Source organism: Pseudomonas sp. GM41(2012) (assembly GCF_000282315.2).
Taxonomy (GTDB): Bacteria; Pseudomonadota; Gammaproteobacteria; order Pseudomonadales; family Pseudomonadaceae; genus Aquipseudomonas.
Genome location: NZ_AKJN02000008.1, coordinates 118,625 through 132,639, shown reverse-complemented (window position 1 = coordinate 132,639; position 14,015 = coordinate 118,625). Strand labels below are relative to the sequence as shown.

15 protein-coding genes are annotated in these 14,015 nt (G+C 59.2%); 13 read left to right on the top strand and 2 right to left on the bottom strand.

The features are described 5' to 3' along the window. Positions 1 to 125: 125 nt before the first annotated feature. From PMI27_RS07645 to PMI27_RS07660, 4 genes are read left to right on the top strand one after another with little or no spacing between them, the layout of a single operon-like run. Positions 126 to 623, top strand: coding sequence for a DUF6231 family protein (locus PMI27_RS07645; RefSeq protein ID WP_008153909.1), 498 nt, complete (start codon positions 126 to 128; stop codon positions 621 to 623). 4 nt (positions 624 to 627) lie between these two features. Continuing rightward, complete coding sequence (locus PMI27_RS07650) at positions 628 to 1,104, top strand: YchJ family protein (protein WP_008153910.1); 477 nt, start codon at positions 628 to 630, stop codon at positions 1,102 to 1,104. Between the two features lie 44 nt (positions 1,105 to 1,148). Next, positions 1,149 to 1,643, top strand: a complete 495-nt coding sequence (locus PMI27_RS07655; protein WP_008153911.1) for an LEA type 2 family protein — start codon at positions 1,149 to 1,151, stop codon at positions 1,641 to 1,643. Next, positions 1,640 to 1,849 carry an SEC-C metal-binding domain-containing protein gene (locus PMI27_RS07660; protein WP_007906737.1) on the top strand — a complete coding sequence of 70 codons (210 nt, stop codon included), beginning with the start codon at positions 1,640 to 1,642 and terminating at the stop codon, positions 1,847 to 1,849. The genes PMI27_RS07655 and PMI27_RS07660 overlap by 4 nt, the downstream gene beginning before the upstream one ends. 150 nt (positions 1,850 to 1,999) lie before the next feature. Here PMI27_RS07660 and PMI27_RS07665 read toward each other — a convergent pair whose 3' ends face one another. After that, complete coding sequence (locus PMI27_RS07665) at positions 2,000 to 2,548, bottom strand: cysteine hydrolase family protein (RefSeq protein WP_008153915.1); 549 nt, start codon at positions 2,546 to 2,548, stop codon at positions 2,000 to 2,002. A 146-nt stretch (positions 2,549 to 2,694) separates the two neighbouring features. Here PMI27_RS07665 and PMI27_RS07670 point away from each other — a divergent pair, with 146 nt between their 5' ends. From PMI27_RS07670 to PMI27_RS07710, 9 genes are all read left to right on the top strand, one after another. Further along, a complete protein-coding gene (locus PMI27_RS07670; RefSeq protein ID WP_008153917.1) occupies positions 2,695 to 3,339 on the top strand; it encodes a glutathione binding-like protein in 645 nt (214 codons plus the stop codon). Between the two features lie 285 nt (positions 3,340 to 3,624). Beyond that, positions 3,625 to 6,075 (top strand): penicillin acylase family protein, encoded by a 2,451-nt coding sequence (locus PMI27_RS07675; RefSeq protein WP_008153920.1) that lies wholly within the window; start codon positions 3,625 to 3,627, stop codon positions 6,073 to 6,075. A gap of 301 nt (positions 6,076 to 6,376) precedes the next feature. Then, complete coding sequence (locus PMI27_RS07680; RefSeq protein ID WP_008153922.1) at positions 6,377 to 7,411, top strand: ligase-associated DNA damage response exonuclease; 1,035 nt, start codon at positions 6,377 to 6,379, stop codon at positions 7,409 to 7,411. Continuing rightward, complete coding sequence (locus PMI27_RS07685; RefSeq protein ID WP_008153924.1) at positions 7,408 to 9,096, top strand: ATP-dependent DNA ligase; 1,689 nt, start codon at positions 7,408 to 7,410, stop codon at positions 9,094 to 9,096. Before PMI27_RS07680 ends, PMI27_RS07685 begins: the two co-directional genes overlap by 4 nt. Positions 9,097 to 9,405: 309 nt before the next feature. Next, entirely contained in the window at positions 9,406 to 10,188 is a 783-nt protein-coding gene (locus PMI27_RS07690; RefSeq protein WP_008153925.1) for a transporter substrate-binding domain-containing protein, read from the top strand. Positions 10,189 to 10,244: 56 nt separating this feature from the next. Continuing rightward, on the top strand, positions 10,245 to 10,973 hold the full coding sequence (locus PMI27_RS07695; RefSeq protein ID WP_008153927.1) for an ABC transporter permease: 729 nt from the start codon (positions 10,245 to 10,247) through the stop codon (positions 10,971 to 10,973). Beyond that, on the top strand, positions 10,970 to 11,680 hold the full coding sequence (locus PMI27_RS07700) for an ABC transporter permease (protein ID WP_008153929.1): 711 nt from the start codon (positions 10,970 to 10,972) through the stop codon (positions 11,678 to 11,680). Before PMI27_RS07695 ends, PMI27_RS07700 begins: the two co-directional genes overlap by 4 nt. Positions 11,681 to 11,704: 24 nt before the next feature. Continuing rightward, complete coding sequence (locus PMI27_RS07705) at positions 11,705 to 12,823, top strand: succinylglutamate desuccinylase/aspartoacylase family protein (protein WP_008153930.1); 1,119 nt, start codon at positions 11,705 to 11,707, stop codon at positions 12,821 to 12,823. Between the two features lie 13 nt (positions 12,824 to 12,836). Then, positions 12,837 to 13,601 (top strand): ABC transporter ATP-binding protein, encoded by a 765-nt coding sequence (locus PMI27_RS07710; protein WP_008153933.1) that lies wholly within the window; start codon positions 12,837 to 12,839, stop codon positions 13,599 to 13,601. Between the two features lie 111 nt (positions 13,602 to 13,712). On the opposite strand, the gene PMI27_RS07715 is transcribed toward PMI27_RS07710, so the two are convergent. Continuing rightward, on the bottom strand, positions 13,713 to 13,922 hold the full coding sequence (locus PMI27_RS07715; protein ID WP_008153934.1) for a hypothetical protein: 210 nt from the start codon (positions 13,920 to 13,922) through the stop codon (positions 13,713 to 13,715). Positions 13,923 to 14,015 lie beyond the last annotated feature (93 nt).

Genomic DNA, 14,015 nt, shown 5'->3' with positions numbered 1-14,015 from the left:
CGCCAGCAATAGGCCATTGCAGTTTTGTCCTGTGTTCACGGTAGATCGACGCTTTTGCGACAAACCACCTCTAGGCCCGGCCCTTTGAGCAGGCTAGTCTTGGCAGCTCTGATTGAGGATCTTCGATGATTGCAGGTATTTCTTCGCGCACGCCCCAGCAGGCGTTGGCCGCTTTGCTTGATCGTTACGCCCCCGCGCGCCTGTTGCTGATTGGCGCCAGCGAGTTCCCCGCGCTGGAGGCTTTCAAGCTGGCGCACCCGGACACGTGTGTGGCCCATGCGGCACCCGGGGTGTTGCCGGCCGACCTGGCGGCGCGCCGGTTTGACCTGGCGCTGGTGGTCGATTGCCTCGAACACTTGCCCAAACGCGAGGGCCTGAACCTGCTGGGCGGGATCCGTAATCTCAACGCCAGTCGCATCGCGGTGCTGGCGGACTTGCCGGCCGCCGGCTGGCAGGAGACCGATTTTTTCTCCCTGGCCCTGCAAGCCAGCGAACGCTTCCAGCGCGACGATCAAGTGCTGACCCTGTTCACCTATGATCTGCTTGACTACAAACAAGTCCCCGACTGGCTCAACTCACGGTTCTGGGCCAATCCGGAAAACTTCGGGAAATATTGGTGGTAACGCAATGAGTACATCCATTTGCCCCTGCGGTAGCGGCATCCCGCTTGATGCCTGCTGCGGCCATTACCATGCCGGCCATCCGGCGCCATGTGCCGAAGCCTTGATGCGTTCGCGCTACAGCGCCTACGTACTGGGGCTGATCGATTATCTGGTGGCGACCACCCTGCCCGCACAACAGGCAGGCCTGGATCGGCAGTCCATCAGCGACTGGAGCGCCCAAAGCACCTGGCTGGGCCTTGAAGTAGAAAGCTCCGAGGTCTTGGGCGGTCAGCCGGAACATGCCTTCGTGACCTTTACCGCGCGCTGGCACGACGGTAGCGGTGAACACAGCCACCGCGAGCGCTCGTCGTTCGTGCAGAACGCCGGCCACTGGTACTTCATCGACCCCACCGTACAACTCAAGGCCGGGCGCAACGATGCGTGCCCTTGCGCCAGCGGACAGAAATTCAAGAAATGTTGTGCGGGTTATTTCAGCAGTTGAGGTAATCGCAAGAGGCTAGACTGGGCATCAAAGGGAGTTACTCCATGCTCAGTCAGCGGCGCGTCTTACAGATGCTCACCTTGTTCCTGTTTCTGGGGCTTGGCGGTTGTGCGTCCTGGTTCAGCGATGATGAACCGGAACCGCAGGTGCATCTGGTCAAGGTTGAAGTGGTCCAGGCCAAATTGATGCAGCAAAAATTCTTGCTGCACTTTCGCGTCGACAACCCCAACGACAGTGACCTGACGGTACGAGGCATCGAGTACCGCATTCACTTGGGCGACATGCTGCTGACCGAAGGCGAGCACGAACATTGGTTTACGGTCGGCCCCAAACACAGTGCCTACTTTAAAGTGCCGATCCGCACCAACCTGTGGCCCAAGGTACGGGATCTGGTGAAACTGCTGAAAAAACCCGATCAGCCCATCCCCTATCGTCTGGAAGGTGAACTGGAAACCGGTTTATTCATCGCGCACTACGTGCACCTGGCGCGCAATGGCGTGATAATCCCCGCCGATTTAATTCCGGAGCAAAACCGATGACCCAGCAACCTCATGTCCATGGCCCTGACTGCAACCACGATCATGACCATCACGACCACCATGATCACGACCATGGCCATGTCCACGGCCCGAACTGCGGCCACGCTCATCAGGAACCGGTGCGCAACGCCCTGAAAGACGTCGGCCGCAACGACCCTTGCCCCTGCGGCAACGGCAAGAAATTCAAGAAGTGCCACGGCGCTTGATGCTTCGGGCGAATTTCTTTTTCGCCTGTTGAATCACCTTCGCATTTTGTTGCGCAGCAGATCCCTGTAGGAGCAAGGCTTGCCCGCGATTGGGTCGCCGCGGTGTATCAGATGGACCGTATCATCGTTCATCGCGGGCAAGCCTTGCTCCTACAAAATCTGTGCGGTGCTCACGACCGTCGCATATTCCCCGTGCAAATTTCCTAGCGACATCGCATGCACTTCCTCGGCTGTATGGGCTTTACCAAAGTAGTCAGCCTTGTCGAAGGTAAAACACGCATCCTCCGCCACCCACGTATCAAACCCCAGATTCCCGGCCGTTCGCACCGTGGATTCCACCGAGTTGTTGGTCGCTACGCCGACAATGACCAACTGATCGATCCCCGCCTCTCGCAAACTTTTCTCAAGCCCCGTCGCACAAAACGCATCCGGCACCTGCTTTTGAACAAGCTGCTCACCGGTCTGTGGCTGGAACCGCTCCTGAAATTCCACCCCCGACTGCTCCGGCCAGAACACCGATTCCGGTGACCGGGACAAGTGCTGCACATGAATGACCGGTCGCCCGGTTCGACGCCAATGCCCTAGCAAATCGAGGATTCTCTGCTCGGCCTGAAGATTATTTCGGCGACCAAGTTTGGGATGCAGGATGCCTTTTTGTTGATCGATGATGATCAGCGCCGCGTTTGTTTTGAGCTCCATGCCGGTTTTTCTCATGCGGGGTCATTGAATTTCCCGCACTTCAGCATCACCTGTTCCTACAGGCAAGCTATCGAACGCAAACAGGACGACCTGATGCCGGCGTTTGCTGTCCGCAAGTAACGACATCTTTTGATTTGGAGTACTCCATGATCGACCTGTATTACTGGACCACCCCCAACGGCCACAAAATCTCGATATTCCTGGAAGAAGCCGGCCTGCCCTACAACGTGCACCCGATCAACATCAGCCAGAACGACCAGTTCAAACCCGATTTCCTGAAAATCTCCCCGAACAACAAAATTCCGGCCATCGTCGATCCCGAACCGGCTGATGGCGGTGAGCCGTTGGCACTGTTCGAGTCCGGGGCGATTCTGTTGTACCTGGCAGAGAAAACCGGCAAGTTCCTGCCCAAAGACCTGCGCGGTCGCCAACAAGCGCTGCAATGGTTGTTCTGGCAGATGGGCGGCCTGGGGCCGATGGCCGGGCAGAATCATCACTTCAGCCAATTCGCGCCGGAGAAAATCCCCTACGCAATCAAGCGCTACATCGACGAGACTGCCCGCCTCTACGGGGTACTCGACAAGCAGCTGGCCGATAAAGACTTCGTCGCCGGCAGCGAATACAGCATTGCCGACATGGCGATCTACCCGTGGATCGTTTCCCACAAGTGGCAGAGTCAGAACCTGGAAGACTTCCCCAACGTGCTGCGCTGGTTCAACCACATCCAGAGCCGTCCGGCGACCGTGAAGGCGTATGCGCTGGTGGCCAAGGTCAATCCGCCTAAATCCTGAAAAACGACGCAATTCCCTGTTGTGATGCTTTCAATGTGGCGAGGGGACTTGTCCCCGTTGGGTCGCGAAGCGGCCCCGGCATTCTTACAGTCAAACCACATTGTCAGGTTTTACGACTGCTTCGCAGCCGAACGGGGACAAGTCCCCTCGCCACAGGGATGCATTGCCCAAGAGATTGTGTTTATCGGACAAATCTTGAAATAACCCTATAGCCCGCTTGCGCGGCCACCTCCTGCTCACTAACGTAGCGCCTTTAATGACGCTACCCCCCGCAGGAGCTTTGCCATGGCCTCGCCAGCCCTTACACATTTTCTTCCCCGGTTCGGCGTTGCCGCAGCAGTGGCCGGTGTTTTGAGCCTGACCGGTTGTCAGACCTGGAACACCCAGGACACCCTCCCGCCGACCACCGGCGTGCAGCCGCTCAAGGGCTTGGCGCAGAACGTTTCGGTACGCCGCAATGCCATGGGCATGCCGTTGATCGAAAGCAACACCTTCCACGACGCACTGTTCACCCTGGGTTACGTCCACGCCACCGACCGCATCACGCAAATGGTCACCCTGCGCCTGTTGGCTCAGGGCCGTTTGTCGGAGATGTCCGGTTCGGACCTGCTCGACGCTGACCGCTACATGCGCGCCGTCAATTTGAAGAAAAGCGCCGGCGAGCTGTACAAGGCGTCTTCGCCGCGCCTCAAACGCTTCTTCGAAGTCTATGCCCGCGGCGTTAACGCCTACCTGTTCCGCTATCGCGACAAACTGCCGGCAGACCTCGCAGCCACCGGCTACAAGCCTGAATACTGGAAGCCGGAAGACTCGGCGCTGATTTTTTGCCTGCTGAACTTCAGCCAGTCGGCCAACCTGCCGGAAGAGATTGCCTCGCTGATGCTGGCCCAGACCGTCAGCACCGACAAACTCCCGTGGCTGACCCCGTCCGCCCCCGATGAAAAACTGCCGCTGGCCGAAGCTGAAAAACTTCAGGGCATCAAGCTCAACGGGCAAGTCCCGGGCCTGGCCGAGATCAGCAAAGCCACGAACCAACTGTCCGATCTGAATCTGCTGGGCGCCACCTCGTCGAACAACTGGGCGATCGGCCCGCAACGCAGCCGCAGCGGCAAAAGCCTGTTGGCCAGCGACAGCCATGGCCCACTGGGCGTGCCATCGTTGTTCAGTTACGTGCAGATTCGCACGCCGAAGTACCAGGCTTCTGGTGTGACGATTGCCGGTTTGCCGATGGTGCTCGGCGGTTTCAACGGCAAAGTGGCGTGGAGCATGACCACTGTCATGGGCGACAACCAGGACCTGTTCCTGGAAAAAATCAAACGCCAGGGCAATGGTCTTTCCTACGAGGTGGGTGGCAAATGGCAGCCGGCGATCGTGCGCAACGAAACCTACTTCGTCAAAGGCCAGCGGCCGATTCGCGAAGTGGTGTACGAAACCCGCCATGGCCCGCTGCTCAACAGTGCCCAAGGCACGACGCTGGCTAACGGTTTCGGCCTGGCCTTGCAGACGCCGAACTTCACCGATGACAAGACCCTGGACGCGTTTTTCGACCTGTCCCGCGCCCAGACCGTCGAGAAAGCCTCGGACGCCAGCCGCGAAATCCGCGCCATCGCGCTGAACCTGGTATTTGCCGACGCCAGCAACATCGGCTGGCAAGTCACCGGTCGCTTCCCGAACCGTCGCGAAGGCGAAGGCCTGCTGCCGTCACCGGGCTGGGAAGGTCGTTACGATTGGGATGGTTACGCCGACCCGATGCTCCACCCCTATGACCAGGATCCGGCCCAAGGCTGGCTCGGCACCGCCAACCAGCGAGTCATTCCGCATGGCTACGGCATGCAGTTGTCCAACTCCTGGTCGGCGCCGGAGCGTGGCGAACGCCTGGCCGAACTGGCGAGCGTGGGCAAACACGACACGCGCAGCCTGATCGCCATGCAATACGACCAGACCACCACTTTCGCTGCCAAGCTGAAGAAGATGTTTGAAGCGCCGGGCATGGCCAAGCCACTCAAGCAGGCCATTGAAGCGTTGCCTGAGGCGGATCGTGGCAAGGCTCGCGAGGCGTATACCCGCCTGATGGCCTTCGACGGCAAACTCAGCCCGACCTCCGCCGATGCAGCTATTTACGAGTTGTTCCTGCAGCAAAGCACCCAGCAAATCTTCCTCGACGAACTGGGCCCGGAAACCAGCCCTGCGTGGAAAGCCTTTATCGCCAACGGCAAGTTGTCCTACGCAGCCCAGGCCGATCACCTGTTGGGGCGTGAGGACAGTCCGTTCTGGGATGACGCTCGCACGCCGCAGAAAGAAGATAAACCGGCGATCCTCGCGCGTAGTCTGGCGGCAGCGATCAGCGCGGGCGACAGTCAGTTGGGCGGCGATCACAAAGCCTGGCAATGGGGCAAACTGCACCGTTACGAGTGGAAAAACGCCAGTGGCCAGACGGTGCGCGGTCCACTGGCGGCCGGTGGCGACCACACCACGCTGAATACTGCAGCATTCGCCTGGGGTCAGGATTTCAACACCACGCTGGCGCCAGCCATGCGCTTTATCGTCGACTTCGGCCAGGCGGAACCGCTGATGGGGCAGAACGGTACGGGGCAATCCGGTAATCCGGCGAGTCCGAATTACCTCGACAGCATTGATCCTTGGCTGAAGGGGCAATACATGAGTTTGCCGATGCAACCGCAGAACTTTGACAAGGTGTATGGGAAGACGCGGTTGACGCTGACACCGGGCAAATAATTTAGTGTCATTTAGATCCACCCCTCACCCTAACCCTCTCCCCAGAGGGTAGAGGGGACTGACCGAGGTGCTCTTGGAGCTACATCGACCTGAATTACCGAGTTGAACTCAGGTTTTGAAAAGCATGAAGATCGGCCCCCTTTCCCCCTCTCCCCTCTGGGGCGGTCCGACGTTTCGGGAGGGCTGGGGTGAGGGGTGGATTTTCAACTCGCCGCAATTCTTCCCCCACGGCGAAAAATAATAGAACTTCTAGCCTCGCGCAAACCTCATAGCTAACAAGTCCCTCGATTTTGGTAACAACATGGATCTTGTTATCGCGCGTCCTGAAGGTTTGTACTGCCCGGTCGGGGATTTCTACATCGACCCGTGGCGGCCGGTCGAACGCTCAGTCATTACCCACGCTCACGGCGACCATGCCCGCATCGGCAACCGGCACTATCTGGCGGCCGCTCCCGGCGACGGGATTTTGCGTGCGCGACTGGGCCAGGACATCAACCTGCAAACCCTGCCTTACGGTCAACCCCTGACCCACAATGGCGTCACCCTGAGTTTTCACCCCGCCGGCCACGTCCTCGGCTCGGCACAGGTGCGTCTGGAATATGGCGGCGAAGTCTGGGTCGCCTCGGGCGACTACAAAATCGAACCCGACGGCACCTGTGCGCCGTTCGAACCCGTGCGCTGCGATACCTTCATCACCGAATCGACCTTCGGCCTGCCGATTTATCGCTGGCAACCCCAGACGCACGTCTTTGCCGAGATCAATCAGTGGTGGCAAGCCAACGCCGCCGCGGACAAAACCAGCGTGTTGTTCTGCTACGCCTTCGGCAAGGCGCAGCGAATTCTCCACGGCATCGATGCCAACCTCGGCCCCATTCTGGTGCATGGCGCCGTGGAACCGCTCAATCAGGTTTATCGCGAAGGGGGTATTTATTTACCGCCAACGATCTATACCGGCGAAGTAAAAAAGAGCGACCCCATGATGCGCAAGGCGTTGGTCCTGGCCCCGCCTTCGGCTGGCGGCAGCTCCTGGATGCGGCGCTTCGGCGACTACAGTGATGGTTTCGCCAGCGGCTGGATGCGTTTGCGTGGCACACGGCGGCGACGTGGCGTGGATCGTGGCTTTGTATTGTCTGACCACGCCGACTGGCCGGGCCTGCTCTGGGCCATCGAACAGACCGGTGCTGAGCGGGTGATAGTGACCCACGGTTCGGTCGGGGTACTGGTGCGCCATCTGCGCGAACAGGGTCTCGATGCCATGAGTTTCAGCACCGAGTACGGCAACGATGAGGAAGAAAACGCAGCCGTCGAACCCGAGAGCGCCGAGGTGCTCTCATGAAGGCGTTCGCCGATTTGTACGCCGAACTCGATGCCACCACGTCGAGCAACGCCAAACTGGTGGCGATGCAAAACTACTTCGCCGAGGCCGCGCCGGAAGATGCCGCATGGGCTGTTTACTTTTTGTCCGGTGGGCGGCCTCGGCAACTGGTGCCCGTGCGCATCCTTCGAGAGTTGGCGGTTGAGATCTCCGGCCTCGCGCCGTGGCTGTTCGAAGAGAGTTATCAGGCGGTCGGCGATCTGGCGGAAACCATTTCGCTGGTGCTGCCCGAAGCGCTTCACAGCTCCAACGATGGATTGGCGGTCTGGATTGAACACAAACTGCTGCCGCTGCGCGGAGAAACCCCGCAAATCCTCGCCGAGCGACTGCCTGCATTGTGGTCGCAACTGGACCGCCAGAGCCTGATGCTCTGCATCAAATTGATCACCGGCAGTTTCCGCGTCGGCGTCTCCAAGTTACTGGTGACCCGCGCCTTGGCCGCCATGGCCGGGCTCGACAGCAAACGCGTCGCCCAGCGGCTGGTGGGTTACACCGACCTGTCCAACCGCCCGAACGCGACGGGTTATTTGAAGTTGATCGCCGCCGAATCGACTGCCGAACATGCCCAACGGGGCGGTCAGCCCTACCCGTTTTTCCTCGCTCACGCGCTATCGCAACCCGTTGAACAATTCGAAGCCCTGCTCGGCCCGGCCAGCCATTGGCAAGTGGAATGGAAGTGGGATGGCATCCGCGCTCAAGTGGTTAAACGCGACGGGCGACTGTGGATCTGGTCGCGAGGTGAAGAACTGGTCACCGAGCGCTTCCCCGAACTCGATAGCCTGGTTCACTGCTTGCCCGACGGTACGGTGATCGACGGTGAAATCGTCGCCTGGAAAACCGGACAACCCACCACCGAGGACGCCTTCAACCCTCATTCCCCGGCTGCCCCCGCGGTAAAGCCATTCGCGCTGCTGCAACAGCGGATCGGTCGTAAAACCCTGGACAAAAAAATCCTCGAAGAAGTGCCGGTGGTGATCCTCGCCTACGACCTGCTGGAATGGCAGGGTGAAGACTGGCGCAACCAGCCTCAGGCCAAGCGTCGCACTCAACTGGAGCATGTCGTCGCCAGCGGCAACAACCCGGTGTTACTCGCCTCACCGGTACTCACTGGCGAAGACTGGTTCGACCTCGCCCGACAACGGCAAGCCTCCCGCAAGCTCGGTGTCGAAGGCATGATGCTCAAGGCCCGGGATGCGTTGTATGGCGTCGGGCGGACCAAGGACATGGGGGTCTGGTGGAAATGGAAAGTCGACCCGTTCAGCGTCGACGCGGTACTGATTTATGCGCAACGCGGCCATGGTCGCCGCGCCAGTCTCTACAGCGATTACACCTTCGCCGTGTGGGACGGCCCGCCTGACGCGAGCGAACGCGCACTGGTGCCGTTCGCCAAAGCCTATTCAGGGCTGACCGACGAAGAAATGCGCCAGGTCGATAGCATCGTGCGCAAGACCACCGTAGAGAAATTCGGGCCGGTGAGTAGCGTGACGCCGAGCCTGGTGTTTGAACTGGGATTTGAGGGCATCGCCTTGTCCAGACGCCACAAGAGCGGGATTGCGGTGCGGTTCCCGAGGATGTTGCGCTGGCGGCAGGATAAGTCGGTTGAGGAAGCGGACAATCTGGGGACTTTGCAGAACCTGTTGAGCTAAACCAACTCCCTGTGGGAGTGAGCCTGCTCGCGATGAGGGAGTGTCAGTCGAAAATTGTTAACTGACACACCGCTATCGCGAGCAGGCTCGCTCCCACAGGGTTTTGTGGTGACCCGATCTATATTGGTGCAGCAAATTTTCAACGCCCGTTTTCGTGCACAAATCCCTCCTTGCCATTTCTTGAATCACCTTTTAAAACACTTGTTCGGGACTCTGGTTCGGAAATTGCTACTTTCATAGGGTCTTACGCTTTCCAGTAACAATAATTCTGCGCCACAAGCGCTCATATTGGTTTTTAGGGATTGAATAATGAAAAAAGCATTGCTGACCCTTTCTGCACTGGCGTTGTGCATGGCAGCCGGTTCCGCGCTGGCCAAGGAATACAAGGAATTGCGTTTTGGCGTTGATCCTTCCTACGCGCCGTTTGAGTCAAAAGCGGCTGACGGTAGCCTGGTAGGCTTCGACATCGATCTGGGCAACGCGATCTGCGCCGAGCTGAAGGTCAAGTGCAAATGGGTCGAAAGCGATTTCGACGGCATGATTCCGGGCCTGAAGGCCAATAAATTCGACGGTGTGATCTCTTCGATGACCGTCACCCCGGCCCGCGAAAAAGTCATCGACTTCTCCAGCGAGCTGTTCTCCGGTCCAACCGCCTACGTGTTCAAGAAAGGTTCCGGCCTGACCGAAGACGTCGCTTCGCTGAAGGGCAAGACCGTCGGCTACGAGCAAGGCACCATTCAGGAAGCCTATGCCAAAGCCGTTCTGGACAAGGCTGGCGTGAAAACCCAGGCCTATCAGAACCAGGATCAGGTGTATTCGGACCTGACTTCCGGTCGCCTCGACGCGGCGATCCAGGACATGCTGCAAGCCGAACTGGGCTTTTTGAAGTCGCCAAATGGCGCCGGTTACGAAATCAGCAAGCCAGTGGACAGCGAATTGCTGCCAGCCAAAACGGCTGTCGGTATCTCGAAAGGTAACAAAGACCTCAAGGCACTTTTGGATAAAGGTATCAAAGCGTTACACGACGATGGCACCTACGCCACCATTCAGAAGAAACACTTTGGCGATCTGAATCTGTACAGCGGCAAATAATGCCCGGCGCCCATCTTGCGATGGGCGCTTTTTTCACCCGATCAGGTTGCTGATTTATGTTCGAAAACCTACTACAAAACCTGGGGCTCTCAGCCTTCAGCCTTCAGGGCTTCGGTCCGTTGCTGATGGAAGGCACCTGGATGACCATCAAATTGTCGGTGTTGTCGCTGTTGGTGGCCGTTTTGCTCGGGCTGCTCGGCGCCAGTGCCAAGCTGTCAAAAGTCAAACTGGTGCGCGTACCGGCCCAGCTCTACACCACACTGATTCGCGGTGTGCCGGACCTGGTGCTGATGCTGTTGATTTTCTACAGCCTGCAGACCTGGCTGACGTCGTTTACCGATTTCATGGAATGGGAATACATCGAGATCAACCCGTTCAGCGCCGGGGTCATCACCCTGGGCTTCATTTATGGCGCGTATTTCACCGAAACCTTCCGTGGCGCGATTCTCGCGGTTCCACGGGGCCAGGTCGAAGCGGCAACCGCGTATGGCCTCAAGCGCGGCCAGCGTTTCTGGATCGTGGTGTTCCCGCAGATGATGCGTTTTGCCCTGCCGGGTATCGGTAACAACTGGATGGTGATGCTCAAGGCCACCGCACTGGTCTCGATCATCGGCCTCGCCGACCTGGTCAAGGCTGCGCAGGATGCAGGCAAAAGCACTTATCAACTGTTCTACTTCCTGGTGCTTGCAGCGTTGATTTACCTGCTGATCACCAGCGCCTCCAACTTCGTCCTGCGCTGGCTCGAACGCCGCTACGCCGCCGGTTCCCGGGAGGCCGTACGATGATCGAACTCTTGCAGGAATACTGGAAAGCTTTCCTTTATACCGACGGCTACAACATCACCGGCCTGGCCATGACCATGTGGCTGCTCAGTGCGTCGATCTTCATCGGCTTCCTGGTGTCGATTCCGCTGTCCATCGCCCGGGTTTCGCCGCACTTCTATATCCGCTGGCCGGTGCAGTTCTACACCTACCTGTTCCGCGGTACGCCGTTGTATATCCAGCTGCTGATTTGCTACACCGGCATCTACAGCCTGGCCGCCGTGCGCGCCCAACCGGTGCTGGATGCGTTCTTTCGCGATGCGATGAACTGCACGATCCTGGCCTTCGCCCTGAACACCTGCGCCTACACCACGGAGATTTTCGCCGGGGCGATTCGCAGCATGGCGCATGGTGAAGTTGAAGCGGCCAAGGCTTACGGTCTGACAGGCTGGAAGCTTTATGCCTACGTGATCATGCCTTCGGCCCTGCGTCGTTCGTTGCCTTATTACAGCAACGAAGTGATTCTGATGCTGCACTCGACCACCGTGGCCTTCACCGCGACCATCCCGGACATCTTGAAAGTCGCGCGGGACGCCAACTCGGCGACCTTCCTGACCTTCCAGTCGTTCGGCATCGCCGCGCTGATCTACCTGACCGTTACCTTTGCGCTGGTCGGCCTGTTCCGCCTCGCCGAACGCCGATGGCTGGCCTTCCTCGGGCCGACCCACTAGGACCCGCTTTAGGGATAAAGAGACATGCGCCACCAGATTCATGACCTGCTGGCCCCGCTGCCGGGGACCGCTCGACAGATTCACAGCTTTCACTTCGGCCCCTCATCGGCCAAAGGCAAGATTTACATCCAGTCATCCCTGCATGCCGACGAAATGCCCGGCATGCTGGTTGCCTGGCACCTCAAGCAGCGTCTGGCGGAACTCGAAGCCGCCGGCCGTCTGCGCAGCGAAATCGTGCTGGTGCCGGTGGCCAACCCGGTCGGCCTCGAACAAGTGCTGATGGATGTGCCGCTGGGCCGTTACGACCTCGAAAGCGGGCAGAACTTCAATCGCTGGTTCGTCGATCTGAGCGAAGCCGTTGGCAACGAGATCGAAGGCCTGCTCGGCGACGATCCGCAGCACAACCTCGAACTGATTCGCAGCAGCCTGCGCAATGCCCTCGCCCAACAGACGGCCAGCACGCAACTGCAATCCCAGCGCCTGGTTCTGCAACGGCTGGCCTGCGATGCCGACATGGTGCTGGACCTGCATTGCGATTTCGAAGCGGTCGCGCACCTTTACACCACGCCCGAGGCCTGGCCGCAGGTCGAGCCATTGGCGCGGTACATCGGTGCCGAAGCCAGCCTGCTGGCTACCGACTCCGGCGGTCAGTCGTTCGACGAATGCTTCACCCTGCTCTGGTGGCAGTTGAAGGAACGCTTCGGCGAACACTTTGATATTCCGCTGGGCAGTTTTTCGGTCACCGTCGAATTGCGCGGCCAGGGTGACGTCAATCACCCGCTGGCCAGCCTTGATTGCCAGGCGCTGATCGATTACCTGACTCACTTCGGCGCCATTGCCGGCGAACCCGCGTCGCTGCCTGAACTGCCCTACCCGGCTACGCCGCTGGCCGGCGTTGAACCGGTAGCGACACCGGTCGGCGGGCTGCTGGTGTTCACCGCGCTTCCAGGGGAATACCTCGAAGCCGGGCAACTGATTGCTGAAATCATCGACCCGATCCTTGACCGCGTCACCCCCGTTCATTGCACCGTCGCCGGGTTGATGTACGCCCGCTCGCTACGGCGCATGGCCACTGCCGGCATGGTGATCGCCCACATTGCGGGCACCGAAGCCTATCGCAGCGGCTACCTACTTTCGCCTTGAGGATGCATGCCCCATGTACAAACTGACCATTGAAGGCCTGCATAAAAGCTATGGCGAACATCAAGTACTCAAAGGCGTTTCGCTCAAGGCCAACACCGGCGACGTCATCAGCCTGATCGGCGCCAGCGGCTCGGGCAAAAGCACCTTCCTGCGTTGCATCAACTTTCTCGAACAACCCAACGACGGCGCCATGAGCCTGGACGGCAAGAACATCCGCATGATCAAGGATCGCCACGGCATGCACGTGGCCGATGCCGATGAACTGCAACGGATCCGCACCCGCCTGGCCATGGTGTTCCAGCACTTCAACCTGTGGAGCCACATGACGGTGCTGGAAAACATCACCATGGCCCCGCGTCGGGTGCTGGGATGCAGCAAGCAGGAAGCCGAAGACCGTGCCCGACGCTATCTCGACAAGGTGGGCCTGGCCTCGCGCGTGGCGGATCAATACCCGGCGTTTCTTTCCGGTGGTCAACAGCAACGCGTGGCGATTGCCCGGGCACTCGCCATGGAGCCAGAAGTGATGCTGTTCGACGAACCCACTTCGGCCCTCGATCCTGAACTGGTGGGTGAGGTGCTCAGGGTGATCCAGGGGCTGGCCGAGGAAGGCCGAACCATGATCATGGTGACCCACGAAATGAGCTTCGCCCGTAAGGTCTCGAATCAGGTGTTGTTCCTGCACCAGGGATTGGTGGAGGAAGAAGGTGCACCGGAAGACGTGTTGGGCAATCCGAAGAGTGAGCGGTTGAAGCAGTTCCTGAGCGGCAACCTCAAGTAACCCTAAAACCCTGTAGGAGCAAAGCTTGCTCGCGATGAAGGCGACGCGGTCCATTAACGACCGGGTTATCGTTCATCGCGAGTAAGCTTTGCTCCTACACACGTTTTGGTATCAGGCTACAGGCGCGGGAGGCGGCTCATCCGGCAGCGTAGGCTCACCGGGCTCGGTGGGTTGTTCGTTGGGGGTATCGGGATCAGGCTGACCGGGGATGCCCCCTGCCATGTTGATAGGTGGATGTGCCAACAAGGACCAGGCCAAAACGCCAACCTGATTGGGCTCAAGCCTTGCCAGTTCGGCACTTATTCGCGGATCGATCTTCATAGGGCACTCCTGAGCGATGGCCCCGTCCGCATTGCGCGAACCGGGCAGTACACCCAATAGAGTGTCTCCCCGCTCAAGAATTCCCACGACTTG

What these genes read in the sequence shown, in the direction of transcription:
- PMI27_RS07670 (WP_008153917.1), top strand. Translation starts at nt 2,695, where the DNA reads ATGATCGACCTGTATTACTGGACCACCCCCAACGGCCACAAAATCTCG.
- PMI27_RS07665 (WP_008153915.1), bottom strand. Translation starts at nt 2,548, where the DNA reads ATGGAGCTCAAAACAAACGCGGCGCTGATCATCATCGATCAACAAAAA.
- PMI27_RS07660 (WP_007906737.1), top strand. Translation starts at nt 1,640, where the DNA reads ATGACCCAGCAACCTCATGTCCATGGCCCTGACTGCAACCACGATCAT.
- PMI27_RS07680 (WP_008153922.1), top strand. Translation starts at nt 6,377, where the DNA reads ATGGATCTTGTTATCGCGCGTCCTGAAGGTTTGTACTGCCCGGTCGGG.
- PMI27_RS07715 (WP_008153934.1), bottom strand. Translation starts at nt 13,922, where the DNA reads ATGAAGATCGATCCGCGAATAAGTGCCGAACTGGCAAGGCTTGAGCCC.
- PMI27_RS07695 (WP_008153927.1), top strand. Translation starts at nt 10,245, where the DNA reads ATGTTCGAAAACCTACTACAAAACCTGGGGCTCTCAGCCTTCAGCCTT.
- PMI27_RS07710 (WP_008153933.1), top strand. Translation starts at nt 12,837, where the DNA reads ATGTACAAACTGACCATTGAAGGCCTGCATAAAAGCTATGGCGAACAT.
- PMI27_RS07675 (WP_008153920.1), top strand. Translation starts at nt 3,625, where the DNA reads ATGGCCTCGCCAGCCCTTACACATTTTCTTCCCCGGTTCGGCGTTGCC.
- PMI27_RS07700 (WP_008153929.1), top strand. Translation starts at nt 10,970, where the DNA reads ATGATCGAACTCTTGCAGGAATACTGGAAAGCTTTCCTTTATACCGAC.
- PMI27_RS07685 (WP_008153924.1), top strand. Translation starts at nt 7,408, where the DNA reads ATGAAGGCGTTCGCCGATTTGTACGCCGAACTCGATGCCACCACGTCG.
- PMI27_RS07655 (WP_008153911.1), top strand. Translation starts at nt 1,149, where the DNA reads ATGCTCAGTCAGCGGCGCGTCTTACAGATGCTCACCTTGTTCCTGTTT.
- PMI27_RS07650 (WP_008153910.1), top strand. Translation starts at nt 628, where the DNA reads ATGAGTACATCCATTTGCCCCTGCGGTAGCGGCATCCCGCTTGATGCC.
- PMI27_RS07645 (WP_008153909.1), top strand. Translation starts at nt 126, where the DNA reads ATGATTGCAGGTATTTCTTCGCGCACGCCCCAGCAGGCGTTGGCCGCT.
- PMI27_RS07690 (WP_008153925.1), top strand. Translation starts at nt 9,406, where the DNA reads ATGAAAAAAGCATTGCTGACCCTTTCTGCACTGGCGTTGTGCATGGCA.
- PMI27_RS07705 (WP_008153930.1), top strand. Translation starts at nt 11,705, where the DNA reads ATGCGCCACCAGATTCATGACCTGCTGGCCCCGCTGCCGGGGACCGCT.